The sequence below is a fragment of the Dyadobacter sp. CY261 genome, assembly GCF_021440085.1.
Classification (GTDB): domain Bacteria; phylum Bacteroidota; class Bacteroidia; order Cytophagales; family Spirosomataceae; genus Dyadobacter.
Window position 1 is genome coordinate 144,668 of record NZ_JAKCPW010000004.1, and the last position, 21,247, is coordinate 165,914.

At 47.6% G+C, this 21,247-nt stretch carries 19 protein-coding genes; 14 read left to right on the top strand and 5 right to left on the bottom strand.

Annotation, left to right across the window (positions count from 1 at the left end):
- Positions 1-140: 140 nt before the first annotated feature.
- The 4 genes from LZD49_RS13235 to LZD49_RS13250 all read left to right on the top strand — a co-directional run bounded on the left by LZD49_RS13235 (position 141) and on the right by LZD49_RS13250 (position 4,264).
- Positions 141-953 carry a mechanosensitive ion channel family protein gene (locus LZD49_RS13235; RefSeq protein WP_234668019.1) on the top strand — a complete coding sequence of 271 codons (813 nt, stop codon included), beginning with the start codon at positions 141-143 and terminating at the stop codon, positions 951-953.
- A 119-nt stretch (positions 954-1,072) separates the two neighbouring features.
- Positions 1,073-2,395: a signal recognition particle protein gene (gene ffh / locus LZD49_RS13240; RefSeq protein WP_234668021.1), complete on the top strand. Its 1,323-nt coding sequence runs from the start codon at positions 1,073-1,075 to the stop codon at positions 2,393-2,395.
- A 13-nt stretch (positions 2,396-2,408) separates the two neighbouring features.
- Complete coding sequence (locus LZD49_RS13245; RefSeq protein ID WP_234668023.1) at positions 2,409-2,909, top strand: hypothetical protein; 501 nt, start codon at positions 2,409-2,411, stop codon at positions 2,907-2,909.
- Between the two features lie 110 nt (positions 2,910-3,019).
- On the top strand, positions 3,020-4,264 hold the full coding sequence (locus tag LZD49_RS13250) for an alkaline phosphatase family protein (RefSeq protein ID WP_234668024.1): 1,245 nt from the start codon (positions 3,020-3,022) through the stop codon (positions 4,262-4,264).
- A 2-nt stretch (positions 4,265-4,266) separates the two neighbouring features.
- Here LZD49_RS13250 and LZD49_RS13255 read toward each other — a convergent pair whose 3' ends face one another.
- A complete protein-coding gene (locus LZD49_RS13255) occupies positions 4,267-4,932 on the bottom strand; it encodes a hypothetical protein (protein ID WP_234668026.1) in 666 nt (221 codons plus the stop codon).
- A gap of 101 nt (positions 4,933-5,033) precedes the next feature.
- On the opposite strand from LZD49_RS13255, the gene LZD49_RS13260 reads away from it, so the two are divergent.
- The gene (locus tag LZD49_RS13260; protein ID WP_234668029.1) at positions 5,034-6,491 is read left to right on the top strand and encodes an NADH-quinone oxidoreductase subunit N; all 1,458 of its coding nucleotides are present in this window, start codon (positions 5,034-5,036) and stop codon (positions 6,489-6,491) included.
- Between the two features lie 188 nt (positions 6,492-6,679).
- On the opposite strand, the gene LZD49_RS13265 is transcribed toward LZD49_RS13260, so the two are convergent.
- Together LZD49_RS13265 and LZD49_RS13270 are read right to left on the bottom strand one after the other, a co-directional pair.
- Positions 6,680-7,543 (bottom strand): TraB/GumN family protein, encoded by an 864-nt coding sequence (locus LZD49_RS13265; RefSeq protein ID WP_234668033.1) that lies wholly within the window; start codon positions 7,541-7,543, stop codon positions 6,680-6,682.
- Between the two features lie 60 nt (positions 7,544-7,603).
- Positions 7,604-9,211, bottom strand: coding sequence for a M28 family peptidase (locus LZD49_RS13270; protein WP_234668037.1), 1,608 nt, complete (start codon positions 9,209-9,211; stop codon positions 7,604-7,606).
- Positions 9,212-9,331: 120 nt separating this feature from the next.
- On the opposite strand from LZD49_RS13270, the gene LZD49_RS13275 reads away from it, so the two are divergent.
- Positions 9,332-9,541 carry a DUF4160 domain-containing protein gene (locus LZD49_RS13275; protein WP_234668039.1) on the top strand — a complete coding sequence of 70 codons (210 nt, stop codon included), beginning with the start codon at positions 9,332-9,334 and terminating at the stop codon, positions 9,539-9,541.
- 286 nt (positions 9,542-9,827) lie between these two features.
- A complete protein-coding gene (gene typA, locus LZD49_RS13280; protein WP_234668042.1) occupies positions 9,828-11,642 on the top strand; it encodes a translational GTPase TypA in 1,815 nt (604 codons plus the stop codon).
- A 289-nt stretch (positions 11,643-11,931) separates the two neighbouring features.
- On the opposite strand, the gene LZD49_RS13285 is transcribed toward typA, so the two are convergent.
- On the bottom strand, positions 11,932-12,201 hold the full coding sequence (locus LZD49_RS13285; RefSeq protein ID WP_234668045.1) for a hypothetical protein: 270 nt from the start codon (positions 12,199-12,201) through the stop codon (positions 11,932-11,934).
- 289 nt (positions 12,202-12,490) lie between these two features.
- Between LZD49_RS13285 and LZD49_RS13290 the strand changes: the two genes are divergently transcribed.
- From LZD49_RS13290 to LZD49_RS13320, 7 genes are all read left to right on the top strand, one after another.
- Positions 12,491-13,765, top strand: coding sequence for a Glu/Leu/Phe/Val dehydrogenase (locus LZD49_RS13290; protein WP_234668047.1), 1,275 nt, complete (start codon positions 12,491-12,493; stop codon positions 13,763-13,765).
- Between the two features lie 190 nt (positions 13,766-13,955).
- A complete protein-coding gene (locus LZD49_RS13295; RefSeq protein ID WP_234668049.1) occupies positions 13,956-15,047 on the top strand; it encodes a cell wall metabolism sensor histidine kinase WalK in 1,092 nt (363 codons plus the stop codon).
- Between the two features lie 31 nt (positions 15,048-15,078).
- On the top strand, positions 15,079-15,378 hold the full coding sequence (locus tag LZD49_RS13300) for a Dabb family protein (RefSeq protein WP_234668052.1): 300 nt from the start codon (positions 15,079-15,081) through the stop codon (positions 15,376-15,378).
- 208 nt (positions 15,379-15,586) lie between these two features.
- Positions 15,587-15,886, top strand: coding sequence for a hypothetical protein (locus LZD49_RS13305; RefSeq protein WP_234668054.1), 300 nt, complete (start codon positions 15,587-15,589; stop codon positions 15,884-15,886).
- Between the two features lie 82 nt (positions 15,887-15,968).
- Complete coding sequence (locus LZD49_RS13310; protein ID WP_234668057.1) at positions 15,969-17,624, top strand: fatty acyl-AMP ligase; 1,656 nt, start codon at positions 15,969-15,971, stop codon at positions 17,622-17,624.
- 92 nt (positions 17,625-17,716) lie between these two features.
- Positions 17,717-17,965, top strand: coding sequence for an acyl carrier protein (locus LZD49_RS13315; protein ID WP_234668059.1), 249 nt, complete (start codon positions 17,717-17,719; stop codon positions 17,963-17,965).
- Positions 17,966-17,969: 4 nt separating this feature from the next.
- Positions 17,970-19,355: a sodium:solute symporter family protein gene (locus LZD49_RS13320; protein ID WP_234668406.1), complete on the top strand. Its 1,386-nt coding sequence runs from the start codon at positions 17,970-17,972 to the stop codon at positions 19,353-19,355.
- A 5-nt stretch (positions 19,356-19,360) separates the two neighbouring features.
- Here LZD49_RS13320 and LZD49_RS13325 read toward each other — a convergent pair whose 3' ends face one another.
- Positions 19,361-21,238, bottom strand: coding sequence for a monovalent cation:proton antiporter-2 (CPA2) family protein (locus tag LZD49_RS13325; protein WP_234668062.1), 1,878 nt, complete (start codon positions 21,236-21,238; stop codon positions 19,361-19,363).
- Positions 21,239-21,247 lie beyond the last annotated feature (9 nt).

Below are 21,247 nucleotides of genomic sequence, written 5' to 3' on the forward strand. Positions count from 1 at the left end.
ATATCGAGATATTTCTACTTTAATATTTGCGTGCGCCCATTGCTAATGTTCGCAAAATGAGTGACTTTGCAATCGGAAGCATTCACCTGCGACCATTCCTTCACACATCCCATATCTTATCAACAAAACCTCTACAAGACATGAATTTTGACATTATCAAAGCGCAGATCTGGACGCTGGCGACGCTCTATGGCGGTAAAGTCCTGCTTGCCATCCTGGCTTTTATCATAGGCCGTTTCATTATCGGCAAAATCAGTTCGATGCTGAGCAATGTGATGGAGAAACGCAAAGTCGACCAGGACGTACAGCCGTTTCTGACTTCGCTGATCGTCGTGCTGCTCAATGTTATGCTGCTGCTAAGTATTGCGGGTATTGTAGGCATCGAAACTTCTTCATTTGTGGCGGTCCTTGGTGCGGCCGGTCTGGCGATTGGTCTGGCTTTGCAGGGCAGCCTGGCAAATTTTGCGGGTGGGGTGCTGATCCTCATTTTCAAGCCCTACCGTGTCGGTGACCTCATCAGCGCCCAGGGGTTTACGGGGACGGTCGAAGGTGTGCAGATTTTTAACACGATATTGGTGACACCTGATAACAGGACGATCATCCTGCCAAACGGCTCTCTATCTACCTCACCCATCACCAACATTTCCGGAAAGGGAAAAATACGTGTTGATATGGTTTTTGCAGCGGGGAGCCAGAATGGGGTGGATAAAATCAGGGAATCAGTACAAAAAGTAATAGAAGCCTGCCCCACGGCTTTGAAGGATGTTCCGCATGACATACTTGTAACCAAACTGACTGAAAACGCCATCTTTTTCGACGTGCGCGTGTGGACGCCCAGCGCGACCTTTTGGGATACCTATTACAATGTACACGAAGGCATCAGCCGCCAGTTCGCATTGGACGGCATTCAGGCACCCAAACCGGCAGAAGTAAGCGTCGCGTTGAAGCAATAATCCGACTTCGGGTAACCGAATAATGAGGAGTATGGGAGGTAACTTTCCTGTACTCCTTATTTTATTTATACCTTTGTGTTTTATTTCAAATTCAGGTTCAGATCCATAGATATTATTCCATGTTTGAAAACTTACAGGACAAACTCAACAACGCCTTTCGCACACTAAAAGGAAAGGACAGGATATCCGATATAAATGTTGCCGCTACTACCAAGGAAGTACGTAAAGCATTGGTCGACGCCGATGTTAACTTTAAGGTAGCCAAAGAAATTACCGACCGCATCCGTGAAAAGGCCCTCGATAGAAAAATCCTGATTTCCGTTGAGCCCGGCCAGATGTTCGTCAAAATCGTGCAGGAAGAGCTTACCGAACTGATGGGCGGGAATGCAGAAGGGATTAATATCAAAGGCGATCCCGCTGTAATCCTGATCGCCGGCCTACAAGGTTCCGGTAAAACGACATTCTCGGGTAAGCTGGCCGCACTGCTCAAAAAACAAGGCCGTCAGGTACTTCTCACAGCCTGCGACGTGTACCGCCCCGCGGCGATCGACCAGTTGAAAGTGCTGGGAGAGCAGATCGGCGTGGAAGTATATTCAGAGCCTGAGAACAAAAATGCGGTAAACATCGCGCAGAATGCAGTTGCGCATGCTAAGAAAACCGGTAAGAAGATCGTGATCGTCGATACCGCCGGTCGTTTAGCGGTGGATGAAGTGATGATGAAAGAGGTAGAAGACATTAAGTCTACTGTCAAACCATCTGAAATCCTCTTCGTGGTCGACTCCATGACCGGGCAGGATGCGGTGAACACGGCCAAAACATTTAATGAAAGGCTCGACTTCGACGGTGTGGTCCTGACGAAACTCGACGGTGATGCACGCGGTGGTGCGGCGCTTTCGATCCGTCAAATTGTCGAAAAACCCATTAAATACATCAGTACAGGGGAGAAAATGGAGGCGCTCGACTCCTTCTACCCCGATCGTATGGCGAGCCGGATTCTCGGCATGGGTGACGTGATCTCCCTCGTTGAACGCGCACAACAAGCATTCGACGAAGACGAGGCCAAGCGCATTAATGCCAAAATGCGTCAGAACAAATTCGATTTTGACGACTTCCTCGGCCAGTTGCAGCAGATCAAAAAGATGGGTAATGTAAAAGATCTCATCGGTATGATCCCCGGAATGGGCAGCGCCATCAAAAACCTTGATATCGACAACGAGTCGTTCAAACCGATTGAGGCGATCATTCAGTCGATGACCAAAAAAGAACGCGAAAATCCCGACCTCATCGATGGAAGCCGCAAAAAACGCATTGCTGCGGGTAGCGGGACTACTATTTTGCAAGTCAACAATCTGATCAAACAGTTTGACGAGATGCGGAAAATGATGAAGAAAATGAATACCATGCAGGCTGCAGGCAAGCTTACCAAAGCAATGCGCCGCTAATAAACACTCCTCCATGAAACGTGTTCTTTTTGTACTGATGCTTTTGCTCTTACTGGGCCAGGAAAAACTGCGGGCGCAGGCATCGGTGGGTTACTATCCATGGAGCAGCTTGCTAACAGTCAGCACTAATGCAAAAAGGGCGATTTGGCTGGATACACGGATGCAGACCAATTCCCTTTTCAGCAGCCTGAGCATCGACCTGCTTCCGATGATTAACCTCAAAAGAGGTGAAATTGCCCAATGGTACATCGGTGGCGGCCTCCGGCTGAACCCGCTCTACCGCATTGCCGATTCGGATGCCGATCTTATCACGATCGACGGCTACTCAGTCAACGTAGGTGTGCGCATCTCGCCACTCCCCATGAACCGCCGCATTATGCTTGCCCTGGAGCTGAACCCTTATGTAAAGGACAAGTTTGATAGCGGTGTACTTAAAAGCCACTTCGGGATAGTATATGCATTTGGTAAAAAGAAGAAAACAGACGCTGCACCGGAGCAACCGGTGAGCCCATAACATTGTGAGAAAATTATGATTTAATAATAATTTCTTAGCTTTAAAATCCCCCAAATTCGGTGAATTAGCCGTTAATTTGGGGGATTTTTTATTAAACAGTCATTCAATTTATGAAAAAGCGGTTTTACCTGTTTTCGTGGGTGTTACTGGTCATGTTCACCCTTTCAAATGCATTTTCTCAAAACGTCAAACCCAAAAAGGTCGTCTTTGTGATCGTGGACGGCATTTCCAGCGACAGTAAGGAAAAAATCGCAACGCCGCACCTGGACGCGATCGCGAAAGTGGGTGGCTACACACGTGCACACGTGGGTGGAGCAAAAGGCACTTATTCGCAAACACCAACCATTTCGGCCGTAGGCTACAACAGTCTTCTTACCGGCACGTGGGTGAACAAGCATAATGTTTGGGATAATGATATTAAAGACCCAAACTATAACTACTGGACGCTATTCCGCTTTCTGGAAGAGCAATATCCACAAAAAAGAACGGCTATTTTCTCTACCTGGCTCGATAATCGCACCAAACTAGTCGGCACCAACCTGCCCCAGACCGACAAGCTGCAAATCGATTATTCATTCGATGGCTTCGAACTCGACACTGTGCATTTCAAGCATGACAAGCAAAGCGAATACATTCATCAGATTGACGAAAAAGTGGTGGATGAAGCAGCCGCCTATATTCACGAAAATGGCCCGGATATGTCATGGGTATATTTGGAATACACCGACGACATGGGACATAGATACGGCGATAGTGAGCAGTTCCATAAAGCAATTCAAATGATGGACGACCAAATGGGCCGCCTTTGGAAATCCATTAATTATCGTGAAAAAACCTTTAATGAAGACTGGCTGATCGTGGTTACCACTGACCATGGCCGCGATGCAAAAACAGGCAAAGGCCACGGCGGCCAGAGCGATCGCGAACGCAGCACCTGGATCGTCACCAATGCAAAAGATTTGAATACCAATTTCAAATCCACACCTGGCGTGGTCGATATTTTCCCGACCGTGGCGCGGCATATGGACATCAACATTCCGAAAGAGCAGGCCTTTGAAGTAGATGGCGTTGCATTGACGGGCAAGCTCTCCGTTTCTTCGCCGGTGATGCAAAAAGCCGCCGGCAAGGTGAGCATATCGTGGAAAGCCGTTGAAAAGGAAGGAAAAGTGAAGATATGGCTCGCCACTACCAATCATTTCGAAAAAGGCGGCCGTGAGCTCTATTACCTGATGGATGAAGTGGAGGTTACCAATGAAAAAGCCGAAATAGATATTTCAAAATACCCTTCCGGCTTTTTCAAGATCGTTCTTGAAGGCAAATACAACAGCGTCAATCGCTGGATTGTGGAAAAATAGGCCTAATTGCCTCCTCTTCCGGCTTTATAGGAATCGTATTCTTCTAGCAAGCGGATCAGATCATCATCGCCGGCAAAATCCAGCTGCTGCTCTTTGATGACGTAATTCAGCTTATTGCGCTCGTCAGTAAGTAGTTTGAGGAAGCTATTACGATTATTGAGCTGTACCGGGTTCATTTTGCCGTCCTTCAATAAGAAAAGCTTTGCGCCAGCGTCCATTTCCCTTGTGGCGCTGGCTTTTTCTACTTTTATAGCATTGGTATATTTTTTCAAAAGCTTGGTATTACCGTCATAAAGCAAGCGATAGAAGCTTTTATCGGTATACTCGCCAACCGCAGGATAACCGCTTTTGAAAGTATATAACTCGACGCCGCTCGGGATAGAAAATTCCGTAACACCCACCGAAACGCGGTACAGAGCTGAGCCTGCCTTGTATTCAACTTCGTCTTTCACATAATCATAGCGGAGCTGAACCCCATCGTGGACACGGTCGTCACTCGTCCTTACCGTTCCCGAATACCATTCTTTCAAAAGATAGGGGGATTTCTCTCCAGCGGCCATCTGTGATTCCTGATAGGGTGTGCCTGCCAATCCGGTTGAATCCTGGGCATTTACCTCAATGCCCATAAAACATAATACCAGCGAAAAAATTCTTAGCAGATATTTCATAATTTAAATTGGTTAATTTGATAAGTTCGAGGTTTGGAAACGGATAGGGTGGATTCCCTGCTATCTTTCCTTACTTTTGCATAAAAATTGTACCCGCTCTCTTGGATATCAACGATCAGCTCATTCATATACGCCAGAGCCTCGGCGGCATTATCCCTGAAATATTTCTGGCCATATTTTTTTGTCTGTTCCTCGTTGCCGAGTTGCTTATCGCGAAACGGTTTGGCAAAGAGAAAGTTTCACCCTATTTGTTGAATGTTGCATTGTTGGGCAGCCTGATCACATTATTGCTCGTGGCAGGACAATGGGATACTGAACCATCATACCGGTTCCAACCACTTTTGTTTCTCGACAGGCAAGCTGTATTTTTCAAAATCCTGATCACACTCGCCTGGATTTTTACCCTACTTCACGTTCGCATACTAAAATACGACTTTCCTGCCGAATATCACGCATTGCTAATTGCCGCCGTGACAGGAATGCATTTGTTGGTAATGTCCACACATATGTTGTCTATCTACCTGTCGCTTGAACTGATTTCGATCAGTTCTTATCTGCTTGTGGCGTTGTCACCATACAGAAAAGCAGCCGAAGGCGGCATCAAATACCTGCTTTTCGGGACGGCGTGTTCGGCGATAATGCTCTACGGCATTTCCCTGATCTACGGTCTCACTGGCACGCTCGATATTACCAGCGACGATATGACCGTCGCCCTCAGTAATAATTCTGATCTAGTAGTAACGGTCACCATTGTACTGACACTAGCCGGGCTGCTATTCAAGCTGTCGCTCGTGCCATTCCACATCTGGACGCCCGACGTATACGAAGCTGCCCCTACACCATTGGTTTCTTTCCTCTCCGTAGCGCCCAAAGCAGCTGTTATACTTGTGTTAATGCGTCTGGCAGGCATTTTACCCGCGCAGTACTTCCCTGTCTTAGGAGGCATCGCATTGATCAGCATGACCGTTGGCAACGTTGCAGCGCTCTGGCAAAGCAATGCCCGTCGGCTGCTTGCCTATTCATCCATAGCCCAGGCTGGCTATTTGCTCGTTGGGATTGCAGCGTATAGCCGTTTTGGTTTCGAAGCTGCCGTATTTTACACAGCCGCCTATCTCGTAATCAACCTGGCGGCCTTCTTCCTCGTCGACCTGCTACAACCCCGGCAGGAAACGGAGCTTAAAGATTATGAAGGCCTCGGTCGTAATTACGTCTGGATTTCAGGTATTCTAACCGTTGTAATGGTCGCTTTGGCCGGATTGCCCCCTACCGGAGGTTTTACATCCAAACTGCTCGTATTTTCAGCACTTTGGGAAAGTTACCATGATCAGGAACTGACATGGATGCTGTGGCTGCTTGTTGGTGGCATTCTGAACGCAGCTATTTCTCTCGCCTATTACATGCGATTGCCTTATTTATTGTTCTTTAAAACAGTAAGGGCCGAAGCCGTTGTCAGCAATAACAGTGCTTCCGGCAAACTGATCGCCGGGTTGTTTCTGGCTGCCGTGATAATGCTATTTTTCAGCCCTGAGTGGCTGACGCGTTGGATTTCAGCGTTTTGAAGTAGGCATTGGCTAGGTCTGTCAGCGACAGTCTCCGAATTCCTGTCCTGTCTTCCAGAACTTCGGCTCGCTCATTTTCTATACTTGCCGGTTTTAGGTTATTTTAAAATAGCTATGGTTCTGAATCTTGCCTCGCGCCCTTCGCCTATAAAATTGAAAACGTAGCTTCTGATTTTTGCGGCAATATATCATCTAACCGCCTTCACCTGGTACCCCTCCTTTCTCAACAAGGCAATTACCCCTCTCTCCCCTCCCAAATGCGCCGCACCGACGGCGAAGAACGTCGGCTTCCCATTCGCAATTTTCCGCATGCGTGGTATCCATTTCCGATTACGGTCGAAAAGCATTACTTCCTCATTGCCTTCCATTCCAAACTCGCTTTTCATAGTCATCCGGTAAAGCTCGTTGATATTTTGTGCTTTGTACAAGGCCACAAGGCTTTTGAACTCCTTCTTCGCGGCGGGTAAACTGTCGATGAGATTGAGTAGCATTTTTGCCTGGTCTTTGTAGGGAATAGTGTCAAAAATAGCCATTTGCTCCTCTAATGTTTCGATCCCTATTACCTCGGATTTTTGTTTTCCTGCCAGTTCTACCAGTGCCATTTCATAAGATTGCGGCTGGCAATCGAGCACGGAATTGAAAAGCGGCCCCATCAGCACGAACGGCTTTGCCCGCTCGAACATTGCCAGGCCAATGCCCACGGAATCCTTAAAAAATTGCCCCAGCCTCTCATACTCTGGCCCGGTAACAAGCTTTTTCAACTCATTACCAGCAGTCATGTTCATTGCTTTCATCATCCCGGCCATCATACCCGGGTCGTCCATGTCCATTTCCAATGCTACCTGTTGCGTGCGTGCCAAGGTGCTTTTCAGCGAGTCACTCAACGAGAAGTCGGTTGGACAAATGAGGTGAATGGTGCCGAACAGATACGATGGCTTGCTTAAACCCGGCCCGGTAATTTCCCAGAGCAGCGAATTTTCCGCAGGCACCTGCGCCCACGACCCGACACAAAAAGAACACAGAAACAAAACCGATAATACCGTCCTTCTCATAATCCCGATATTTAAATCAAATCTCCTTTACACCCTTCCTCCATCATCCCTTCCGTAAAACTATTCCTTATGACTATCTACCACAATCCGCTCGTCCCGGTTTACTAAGTCCCAGGCTGTATAAAACACCAGCTTCACGATCTCTGATTGTTTGTCAAAAAGGATTTTTTCCACATCGTCACCCGGACGGTGGTAGTCCTCATGAACGCCTGTAAAATAGAAAATCACCGGAACGCCCATTTTGGCAAAATTGTAATGGTCGGAGCGATAGTAAAAGCGATTAGGGTCTTTCGGATCGTTGAAAGTATAGTCGAGTTTGAAGTTGACATATTTCTTGTTAGCCTCCTCGCTGATTTCGTGCAGTGTGGAAGAAAGCTTGTCAGAACCGATCAGGTACACATATTTATGATCATTCTTGTGTGCTTCATCTACGCGGCCGATCATATCTATATTCAGGTCTGCGATCGTGCTTTTTAGCGGTAGCAACGGATTTTCAGAATAGTATTCCGACCCAAAAAGTCCCTTTTCCTCCCCTGTTACATTCAAAAACAAAATACTTCTGCGCGGCCCTTTCCCTTCCGCCTTCGCTTTGCCGAAGGCTTCTGCCAGTTCCAATAATGACACCGTGCCAGACCCATCGTCGTCCGCGCCGTTATTGATTTCCCCATTAGCCGAAATGCCAATATGGTCCAAATGTGCACTGATTACCAGTACTTCATCTTTCTTATCCGAACCTTCCATGAACGCCGCCACATTTTCAGTATCGATGGTTTCGCTCACACGGCCGACCTTCAATGTCGCCTTTCCGGTAAAGCTCCTGGACACTGGTTTGCCTGTTTTGTCGATCTCGGATTTCAGCTTATTGAGTTTCTGGACAGATGTTCCAAGCATTTCTGCCGCCACATTGGCAGAAACTACAAACGCAGCAATGCCCGACGGGCTTTCCTGCACAGGTTTCAGCGTTGGTGCACTGAAGCGACGGGCCATTACTGCGCGTTGCCGGATCTCCTTATCCAGATCTTCACCGGTTTTGTCGGTGATAATGAAGACATATTTAGCCCCCTTTTCCTGCGCCAGTTTCGCTTTCACCTGCCAGGAGACCGAACCGCTCCATTTGCTTTTTTCGGAGTTGCCGCTTAGCAGAAACTTACCTCCCGACATTTTAGGCTCGCCTTCAAAGATTACCACCGATTTATCTTTTACATCCATAGCCGCGTAATCGTTGTATTCCCCATCCTGAACGCCATAACCAGCCGTTACCAGACTGGTACTTACCTCCTCAGGGACGTCCAGCAGGCCATTCAAATAAAAATCTTTATTGAACTCGTACTTCTTGCCATCCGACTTTACATACACGTCTCCCCAGCTCCGCTTGTATAATTTATATTTCTGCAAATAGCTTTTCGAGCCGTCGGCATCGGTCGCAACGGGCAGCAAACCGTATTGCTTGTAATATTTAGATACGTACTCGGCTGCCTTTTTCTGGCCGGGTGATCCAGTGTCGCGTCCTTCAAGGCTGTCGGACGCTATGATGACGAGGTGTTTTTTGAGATCGGTGGGTGTAATACTTGCGCCATATTTGGCTGCATCATCCTGCGGCAGGCGTTCCTGTGCGAAGGCCAATGTATTGATAGACAGGAGTAATCCAGCCAGCATATTTTTCTTCATAGTCGAGTTTAATGGTATTTCAATCTTCACAAATTAACGAAACGCCGAGGCGAATGCAAAATGGACGGGTTACACGAATTCTTCTTATCTTTGAATAACAAGAAACATGCACACTATACAATGCCAGAAATCAGCCGCTTTTTCGGTATTATCATCAGCATGTACTTTGATGACCACAATCCTCCCCATTTTCATGCAATTTCAGGAACACCGGGCGATCATCGATATTCAAAATGCAATGCTGCTGGATGGACATCTTCCTCATCAGCAAGAGTTATAGAAAACTTTATCAACCTGGGCAAGGATTTTAAAAGCATTACGGCACGCTGACCTGGGATAATGGTGTCGATTTTGATCCCGATAACCTTTATCAAATTTCAGAAAGCGAAATTGCAACCTTCTGATATTTTTATGCACTTTTTGCACTTCTTTTAGATTAAAGCCTGTTTTTCACGGCATAACAATTATTTAATTGTAAAATACTGTTATTCAGGGAAAACCTGCGTACATTTGCACCCTGTTTGGCCAAATTAAATCCAGACAAAAGCCAAATCGGCCATTGCCGCGCAAATCGATCATTTCGTGCCAGTGCCGTAAACATCTGATCCATAAAACAATGCAAGCCATTCGTAACATCGCAATCATTGCGCACGTTGACCACGGTAAAACCACTTTGGTTGACAAAATCATCCACGCGTCAAAGCTGTTTCGCGACAACCAGGAGTTTGACGACCTGATTCTCGATAACAACGATCTGGAACGTGAGCGTGGGATTACAATTGTTTCCAAGAACGTATCGGTGCGTTACAAAGACGTTAAAATCAATGTAATTGATACACCAGGTCACGCAGACTTCGGTGGTGAGGTGGAGCGTGTTCTTAAAATGGCTGATGGCGTGTTGTTGCTGGTCGATGCATTTGAAGGACCTATGCCTCAAACCCGTTTCGTATTGGGAAAAGCCATCGATTTAGGTCTGAAACCTATCGTGGTTGTAAATAAAGTAGATAAAGAAAACTGCCGCCCGGAAGAAGTTCAGGAAAACGTTTTTGATTTGATGTTCAACCTGGGCGCTACCGAAGACCAATTGGATTTCGTGACCGTTTATGGTTCGTCAAAACAAGGTTGGATGGGCCCAGATTGGCAGAAACCAACTGATAACATTACCTATTTGCTGGATACGATCATCGAATCCATTCCTGCTCCGGTTATCGACGAAGGTACATTGCAAATGCAAATCACTTCGCTTGACTACAACGCATTCGTTGGCCGTATCGCCATCGGTCGTGTGAAAAGAGGAACCATCAAAGAAGGAGCTACATTGTCGCTTTGCAAAGCGGACGGTGTGATCAAGAAAGTGAAAGTAAAAGAACTTCAGACATTTGAAGGACTTGGAAGAGTGAAGGTTTCAGAAGTTACAGCCGGAGATATTTGCGCAGTAACCGGTATCGAAGATTTCGAAATCGGTGATACGCTTGCTGATCTTGAAAATCCCGAGCCAATCGCGCGTATTGCCGTGGATGAGCCTACAATGAACATGCTCTTCACGATCAATAACTCCCCATTCTTCGGTAAAGAAGGCAAGTTTGTTACATCACGACACCTTCGTGACCGTTTGATGAAAGAAACTGAAAAGAACCTTGCTCTTCGTGTGGAAGCTACTGATACAGAAGATAAATTCCTCGTTTTCGGACGTGGTATCCTTCACTTGTCGGTACTGATCGAAACAATGCGTCGGGAAGGTTACGAATTGCAGTTGGGTCAGCCACAAGTACTTTTCAAAGAGGATGAAAACGGCGAGCGTCTGGAACCAATCGAAACATTGGTAGTGGACGTACCGGAAGCAACTGCTGGTAAAGTGATCGAATTGGCGACGCAGCGTAAAGGCGAATTGCTGATCATGGAACCGAAAGGAGATTTGCAACACCTCGAATTCCTGATTCCTTCAAGAGGTTTGATCGGACTTCGTTCGAACGTGTTGACATCAACACAAGGTGAAGCCGTAATGACACACCGCTTTAAAGAATTCGGCACCTACCGCGGACCAATCCCGGGACGTATCAGTGGTTCTATTATTTCAAAAAATACAGGACCTGCTACGGGTTATACCATTGATAAATTGCAGGATCGCGGTCGCTTCTTCGTAGAGCCGGGTGATGAAATTTATGGTGGACAGGTTATCGGAGAGCATAACCGCCCGAACGATATCGTTGTAAACCTGCAGGAAGCGAAAAAATTGACCAACATGCGTGCTTCTGGTACGGATGACGGTCTGCGTATCGCTCCGAAAATCAACTTCTCTCTGGAAGAATCCATGGAGTACATCCAGAAAGACGAATATTTGGAAGTAACACCGCAAAGCATGCGTATGCGGAAAATATACCTGGACGAAAACGAGCGCAAGCGCTATGCGTCTAAAATGGAAATGGCTTAATCCAAGCCGGACATTCCAAACCCGAAAAGGAGGCAATTTTTTGCCTCCTTTTTATTTTTCCTGATTTACTATCAATTCTGATAGTGCTCTGACATGGCGCCTATGTGATTTCTTTGTAATTACAATATAGGTCAGTAATGCCAACACAATACAAACTGACCGCGATAACTAGCCCGCCCGCTCCTGCTATTCTACCGCAAATCGCTCCCGCAACAAGAACTAGCTTCCATCACCTTTGTATCATCACCGCCAAGTGCCGCTATGGAGCGTTTCAAGTCTGGCTCGGTTGTCACTTGCCGGAAAGTGCTATATCTTGATCCGACAAATGACGGCGATTATTCGATGCCAAATTGGCTTTGATACTCCAAACCAAATCTGTTAGTATTAAAGCCGCTTCCTCATTCGATAAATTCGATGAGTCGATTAATTCCGTTGTACCCAAATTATCAATCGGGCCAAGGTTTGCTTTATCACCTTTTTCGCTGTCACATGAAATTGCTACAAGTAGAAACAAGCAAATAATTGGGGCAAATGTACAATCGGCAAAAAGGCATTTCAATCCCGCGTAATTAGCACATGCTCTAATCTCCTATTTACAGCCTTTTGCAAGTTTTCGTGATTTCGAGTTCTTACTTAAAACCGACAGGATATTTGGCAATTACTTGAAATGAGTAGTCATGGTTTCATGGAAGCCCCACCCCTTGCAACTTTATACGGCCTGACGATATATTATACTATTTCAAGAAAAATTAGTTTTTTGTTTTTATAACAACAAATACCGTAGTTTGCATAAGCAACTCATAGATATTGGGCTAACTTTTTATTTATCAACATATTATAAATCGAAAATGTCTTACATAGAACCGGCTCCAATCAAGGATAAAGACAATCCCTTGGAGTCAATGATGCAACGATTCGACAAGGCAGTAGACCTCCTCGGCATTTCGGAAGAGATGTATTATATCCTCAAAGTACCTCGTAAACAAGTGACAGTTGGCTTGCCCGTAATGATGGATTCCGGTAAAATCCAGACCTTCGAAGGCTACCGCGTAATTCACTCTACCATTCTCGGCCCCAGCAAAGGCGGCATCCGTTTCGATCCTGATGTAAACCTGGATGAAGTCCGTGCATTAGCCGCGTGGATGACCTGGAAATGCGCCGTTGTGGACATTCCTTATGGTGGCGCCAAAGGTGGTGTCGCGTGTAACCCGCGGGAAATGTCGTCCGGCGAAATCGAACGTCTGATGCGCGCTTATACTACCGCATTACTAGATGTTTTTGGTCCCGATCAGGATATCCCGGCCCCCGACATGGGCACTGGCCCGCGTGAGATGGCGTGGCTTATGGATGAATATTCCAAATCAAAAGGTATGACCATCCCGGCTGTCGTTACAGGTAAGCCGCTCGTTTTGGGCGGTTCGCTCGGACGCACCGAAGCCACAGGTCGCGGCGTGATGGTATCCGCATTGGCGGGCATGGAAAAACTTCGCATTAATCCTTACCGTGCTACGGCAGCAGTGCAGGGCTTTGGAAATGTGGGCTCGCATGCGGCCCTGCTTCTGCGCGAACGCGGCGTGGCCATCCACGCGATCAGCGATATTTCCGGCGCTTATTATAACAGCAAGGGAATCGATGTGGCTGACGCCGTTGCTTACCGCGAGGCCAATAACGGTTCACTTGAAGGTTATACCAAGGCAGAGCCCATTTCCGGCGATGATTTATTTACATTGCCCGTAGACGTATTGGTGCCGGCAGCAAAAGAAGACGTGATCACCCGCAAAAATGTAGCCAGTATCCAGGCCCGAATGATCGTGGAAGGCGCCAATGGCCCTACTTCCGCCAAAGCCGATGATATTATTAATGAAAAAGGCATCATGGTAGTACCCGACATCCTGGCTAATGCAGGCGGCGTAACGGTGTCCTATTTCGAATGGGTCCAAAACCGGATCGGCTACAAATGGACGCTCGAACGCATCAACCGCCGCACCGATCGCATCATGAAAGACGCCTTCGACAAAGTGTATGAAACTTCACTGAAATACAAAGTTTCGCTCCGCATTGCCGCGTACATTGTTGCAATCGATAAAGTCGCAAGTACATATAAGTATCGTGGAGGGTTCTGAGGTCTGTTCCGGTCGTTAATGACCCCATCTGACGAGACATCACCAACACTTAACAATTTCTTAACAAGCCACTTCCGCATCTAAACCGAATCTAAACCGGTTTCAAAGTGTTAACTTTAAGGCAGAAATTTCAACAGATTCATTGCACGCCGGGAAACACGTCCCGGCGTGCAATAAGCTTTAAAGTAACATGTCGTTAAGTCCCCGTTTCATTGCCGTCATTCTGGCGTTCCTGATTTCCCTCATTACCACTACATTCCTTGCATTTGTGGATGGGGTTTCTAAAGGGATGCTGTTTGTTTCCGCCATTTCCTCATTTATTTCTTCATTTTTTCTGGTGTTGTATACCGTGGACATCCTTGTTTTCAGGGAGGTTAATAAGATGTACCGTACAATTCACAAATTAAAAATGAAGGATTTCAATATGGCACCCCGTAAAAGGCTGATCCGCGAGTCGAATCCCCTGAAGACGATTAACGATGAAATCTTTGTGTACGTGACCAAGAAGCAAAAGGAGATCGATGAGCTAAAAAAGCTGGAACTGTTCCGCCGCGAGTTTCTGGCCGATGTTTCACACGAATTTAAGACACCGATTTTCGCTGCCCAGGGATTTATCCACACATTGCTGGACGGCGCGATGGATGATGAAAACGTGCGAGAACGTTTTCTGAAGAAAGCCGCCAACAACCTCGATAGCCTGGATGTGCTGGTGAAGGACTTGCTTGTGTTGTCGCAAATGGAAACCGGCGACATTAAAATGAATATCCTGCCAATGGATCTCCGCAAATTGACGATCAGCATATTCAGCAGACTTGAAAACATTGCAAAAAGCCGCAATGTGACGTTGAGGGTAAAGCCAGAGGATATGCCGGGAGTATGGGTGAAGGCCGACGCCGACCGGATGGAGCAGGTGATGCTTAACCTGATCGAAAATGCAATCAAATATGGAAATGAGGGAGGAAAAGTAATCGTCCATTTCAGTGAAGGGAAAAAATACATCGAAGTAGAGGTGCGCGACAACGGTCCGGGAATCCCCCATGAGCATCTAAACCGCATTTTCGAGCGTTTTTACCGCATCGACAAAAGCAGGAGTAAAGAAATTGGTGGCACAGGCTTGGGACTTGCGATTGTAAAACATATATTGAACGCCCACGACACTAAAATTGCAGTAATGTCTAAACCGGACAAGGGTACCACTTTCTCGTTCAAGCTGGAAAAGGCGTATCCGCAATCTATATCAGAGGCTAAGGCCGAGGGTGTCGTCAATCAGATGAATCCTTAAATCATTTTTCTAACACCATAAACCATTATCCATGTTTATCCACAATGTATTCTTCTGGTTAAAGGAGAAAGACAACGAAGAAGCGAGACAAACCCTGCTAGCTGGTATCAAGTCACTCGAAGCGATTGAATCCATCGAATCGGCATACATCGGCCCTCCGGCTGCAACACGCAGGCCGGTTATCGACGCTACTTATGATTTCGCGGAAATCCTTATTTTCAAGGATGAAGCCGCACACGATGTTTACCAGGTTCACCCGCTGCATAAGAAATTCGTAGAGGATTACGCACACCTTTGGGAGCGCGTATTGATTTATGATGTAGAGGCATAAAGTCTAATATTTGTTAACAAGTTATCCACAGGCAAAATGTGCATAACTTGTTAACAACCCGAAAAATCACTAACTACCAATACGTTAACCCGCATTTACCACCTATCCACAATGTGGATAACCTCCAGATGAGTGTGGGTTACGCTCTTTCACGGCACTATTCGACCATCCAATTCGTTCTTTAAACAGTACAAAACGAATTAGAACCGTGAAAAGAAACAGTGTACTGCTGTCGGTCATCATAGCGATGGTCGCGGCGATAACAATATCATCCTGTACTTATCGATCATACAGCCCAGGCTACGACTATGGCCATCGGCAGGGTTACAGGTACTACAATGCCCCTCCGCCGCCACCCCGTGTGGTTGTAGTCAGACCGGCTCCCCGACGTGTCATATATGCCGACCGTCACCAGTACCGCCGACATGACAGCAGGGCTTATCGCAAGCAATATCGCCGTAATGATCACTATGGCAACAACGGGCGTCAGCGTGGCCCCAGACGATAATTAGTAAACCTTTTGATAAATAAGGCCAGATACTGTGCATTAAGCCACTTTTATCTGGCCTTTTCTCTTTATTTTGCAGTTTATGGATATAATCGATGTACTAAAAACCAATGCCGGTTTACATCCAGACAAACTTGCTTACGGCTATGTAGGCAAGGAGGGTGAATTGTCCGAGCAACTTCGTTATAACGAACTTCATCAACGTGTACTGGCAGCTTCACATCAGTTAAGCGCCAAGTTTCCCGTCAACGCCAGGGTGATCATCCTGCTGCCCGCCGAAGCGGCCTTCGTGTGCTCTTTCCTCGCTTCCCTCCATGCGGGCATTATAGCAGTGCCCACGCCGATCAGTTATTCGGAGCCTGGAATTAACCGGATACTCAGCATTATACAGGACTGCAGCGCGGCTGGGATCATTACCAACAAAAAAACCTATAAAATGCTATTTCAGAGGAAGAATGCAGCCTCTTCAGCATTACAGGACTATGATATCCAGTGGTCTTTCACTGATGACCTCATGTCGGCACCGCCTGCGCCCGGCGCAATAAAGCGTCACAAGGAACTGGTCGAAACGGCCTACCTCCAATATACTTCGGGCTCAACGAGCCAACCCAAAGGCGTGATGATTGGCCACGTTAACCTGATCGCCAACCTCCACGCCATTAATAACTGTTTCGGTCGCACGGTCGACGACGTTTCCGTCACCTGGCTTCCCCATTACCACGACATGGGGCTGGTGGACGGTCTTTTATCCCCACTTTTCACGGGAGGAACCGGTTTTGTAATATCGCCCCTGCTATTTATCACAAAACCAGCATTACTACTTCAGACCATCAGCACCTATCAGGCCGGCTTTTGTGGGGGACCGGGCTTCGGACTCGACCATTGCCTGGCCCGTATCCCTGAGGATCAAATACAAGCGCTCGATCTCAGTTCGATGCGCGTGCTTTATGTAGGCGCCGAGCCGATCCGCATTGCTACTTTGGAAAGATTTGCCGCCGCTACTGCGTCAGCCGGTTTTAGAAAAAACAGCCTCGTTCCTGCCTACGGCCTTGCTGAGGCAACCCTCGCTGTAAGCCTGCATTTGAATGGCACAGATATGACTTACCAGAGAACGGGCGGTGCGAATGCCAAAGAGGCGGTTGCGTGTGGGCCACCTGTCGAATTCACAGAAGTTGTCATTGTAAATCCTGCCGATAAGGTGCCCGTGCCGGGAGGTGAGGAAGGTGAGATTTGGGTTAAAAATAAAGCCATTGCCGCAGGATACTGGGAAAAACCCGATGTCACAAAAGCTACATTCCAGGCATATACCAATGACGGCCAAGGGCCTTATCTGCGAACCGGGGATTTAGGATTTATGGACAATGGCCTGCTCTTCATTACGGGACGCACTAAAGAACTTATCATCATCCGCGGGGTTAACTACTATCCGCAGGACATCGAAGAAGTTGTGAGCGAAAGCCATCCCGACGTTCAACCTAATGCAGCAGCAGCTTTCTCGGTCGAAACAGCGCAGGGAGAGGCGTTGATGATCGTTAGCGAGATAAAACGCGTGACGCAGACGCCGGATGACGAAAAATTGATTAAAACAAAAATGGCGCAAAGTGTAGGACTGGCTTTTGGGCTTATCCCCCATGACATTATCCTGATCCCGCCCGGAAAATTGCCAAAAACATCGAGCGGCAAGATACAGCGCCTTAAGGCCCGTGAGTTATTTGCTAAAAAGACCACCATAGATTAACACCGGTTACTTAATAAGTCCTGTGCTTTTGAAAAACCTGCGAAAGTACTATTTTCACCCTAGCAATAGGACTTGCCACAAACATCAACTAAATGAATAAAACATCTACCGAGATTTCCGACTGGATAGTAGAGCGCATCGCGCACCATGCGGAAATAGACCCTTCCCAAATAGATCTGGACGCCGAAATCATCGACTACCGTCTGGATTCCCTCCTTATGGTTGACATTACCACCGAGTTACAAGAATGGATCGGGGTCGAGCTAAGCCCTTCCATTTTTTGGGAAATGGGCACCATTAATGCTACTACTCAATGGATTGTGGAAAACCAGGAAGTCTGAAAGTATGCTGGCCTTCTCCATTCTCGCATACTTGGTTGCCAACTTGGGAATAGGTCTTTGGGCTTCCAAAAAAATCTCGTCTACACAAGACTTCGTACTGGCTGGCCGTCAGCTTCCGCTGATGCTGGCGGCTTCGGCAACTTTTGCCACCTGGTTTGGATCGGAGACCATTATGGGCGCTCCTACCGAATTCGTAAAACATGGTGTGCTGGGAATTATAGAAGACCCTTTCGGGGCTTCGCTATGCCTTTTTCTGGTCGGCGTATTCTTCGCCAGGAGATTTTACGAAATGAATATTATCACATTTTGTGATTTTTTCAGGATACGTTACGGCCGCAATGCCGAATTGCTCTCCGCTATCCTCATCATCCCCTCCTATTTTAGCTGGATTGCTGCTCAATTGCTTGCGATGGGCATTGTTCTACAGGTTGTGCTGGGCTGGTCGTTGCTGATTTGCATTCTGTTAAGTTCATTCGTTGTCATTTTATATACGATCTGGGGTGGTATGTGGTCGATCTCGATCACCGATTTCATCCAAACACTCATGATCATTATAGGGCTATTGGTCGTAGCCGCTGTCTTATATGAAAAAGTGGGAGGTTTTAGCCCCTTAGTCAAAGCTGCGCCGGAGGGCTTTTTCCGGTTCTTTCCGGAAAATACGTTCAAAGGTTATCTCGAATATTTCGCTGCCTGGATTACGATTGGCCTGGGCTCGATTCCGCAACAGGATGTATTTCAAAGGGTAATGTCGGCCAAATCGGCCCGCGTATCTGTGCAATCGACATTGCTGTCTTCACTGATGTACCTTACGATTGCATTATTGCCGTTATTCATTGGTCTGTGCGGACATTACCTGTACCCCGGTGAAGAAAAGGATGGGCAAATGATCATTCCGAACATGGTATTGAAGCATATGAACCTGCCGCTTCAGATCTTGTTTTTCGGCGCATTGGTTTCTGCGATCCTAAGCACGACGAGCAGCGCCATTATGGCACCGGCAGTGGTATTGGGAGAAAATATTGTCAAGTTTTTTAATCCAAAACTCACCGACAAGCAGTTGCTGAAAACGATTCGTGCAGGTATTGTCGGCATTACAGCCGTATGCATTTTCCTGGCCGCAACGCGGGAAAGCATTTTTGAACTCGTCGCGGAATCCTCAGCGTTCAGCCTGGTATCACTTTTCGTCCCACTGGCGGCGGGGCTTTACTGGAAAGCGAGCAATACACTAGGCTGCATACTGTCGATGGTGGCCGGCCTCGCGGTGTGGCTGATATGTGTACATATTGAAACCGAATATCCCGCCCTCGTTTACGGATTACTCGCCAGTTTTCTTGGCATGGCAGCTGGCCTGATTTGGGAAAAAGCTAGCAATCCCAGCGCCGCATCCTGAGGCGATCAGGCCGACTCGACTTCCGCCCTGCGGTCCCAACCTGCAAGAGCATTGAGATGAACTGCTTCCCGGTCGGCTTGCATGATCAGTTCCAGCTCTTCGATGTGCTTCCGGGCAGCATGAATGTATTCTTCATCATTCCGAATACTCGATAAATGTTTCAACGTCCGCTCATCGTGGACAAAGAATGTTTTGGCCATTCTGGTAGCCTCATGTGCACGGTGCCCGAGCAGTTTCAACGCATCGACGCCCAATCTCAGGCTCGTATCGAAAGTTTCCCTGTAAATGTGCATCATGCCTGCATTCATCAGGTCATAGGCATCATTACGGTTACTCGAGCGCACCAGCATGTGCAGATTGGGAAAATGCTTTTTCACCGTCTCGATCAATTCCAGCCGTTTCTCTTCGTCGCTGATAGCGATGATGATCACCTGCGCACGACCCGCACCGGCTATGTCCAGCAATTCGTATCGGGTAGCATCCCCGAAATAGACTTTCTGCCCCATTCGTCGCAAAAAATCAACATTGTCGCTATCGTTATCGAGAACGGTTGCCTCCACGCCATTAGCCCTTAAAAACCGCCCAATTGTATTGCCAAAATGCCCGTAACCTGCGATGATGACCGGATTATCCTGCTCCTCCACATCGCTGAGCCGCTGCTGCACCTGCAATCCGGCACTGACGAGGCAAAACCGCGTCAAGATCCATTTCTCATTGACCATCATTGCCAACGGCGTCATGGCCATGCTGATAGCCACCACGGCAGTCATCGTGTCGGTTAATTCTTTCCCCAACACACCTTCCTGAACGGAAAAACTGAGCAGCACGAATGCGAACTCGCCGATCTGGCTTAGCCCTATGCTGAATATAAAGTTCTGTGCATTCCGTACTCCGAATATTTTACCTAAAACAAAAAGGATAACCATCTTGAGAATCATCAGGCCGGCCACTAAGCCGATAATGACCGCTGGCTTGGACGCTACCAAGGGAAAATCGATCGAAGAGCCTACGGAAATGAAAAATAACCCCAGCAGTAATCCTTTAAACGGGTCGATCGAGCTTTCCAATTCATGGCGGTATTCGCTGTTGGCGAGTACGACGCCTGCTACAAATGCACCCAATGCAGGACTCAGCCCTACGGAAGTCATCAGCACGGCAATCCCCACTACCAGCAGCAATGCTGTCGCAGTAAACATTTCCCGCATTCCCGTCCGCGCCATCACCCGGAAAACCGGTCTCAACAGATATTTCCCGGTAACCACAATTCCCGCCACCGACAGCAACACGACCACCGCCTGCTGCCAGGCCGGCAATGCATTGACCAGTGAGGTGCTACCAGCTCCATGTCCATCGGCTGCTCCAACATGATCCGCCAGCAAGGGAAATATCGCCAGCATAGGAATAATCGCCAGATCCTGAAACAGCAGCACCGCAAATGAGCTTTGCCCCGCCACCGTTTTAAGCCAGCCTTTCTCGTCCAAAGTTTGCATAACAATCGCGGTAGACGACATTGCCACGATCATTCCCAATGCAAGTGCTTCCTTCCAGCCTATCTGGAAAAGCATAGCAATGCCTGTTACAACGACCGTTGTGATTCCTACCTGCAAGCCACCAAGCCCTGCGATGCTCTTTCGCAAGCGCCAGAGCCGGGAAGGTTCGAGTTCCAGGCCGATCACAAACAACATCATCACCACCCCGAACTCGGCAAAATGCATGATATCCTGGCCCTCCATTCCAATGAATTTAAGGCCAGCCGGACCAATGATCACCCCCGCAACCAGATAGCCCAGTACGGATCCCAGTCCGAGCCGCTTGGCAACGGGCACCATCACGACAGCCGCCGCCAGGTAAATCATTGCCTGAAAAAAGAAGGTTTCCTGCATATCGGGTGC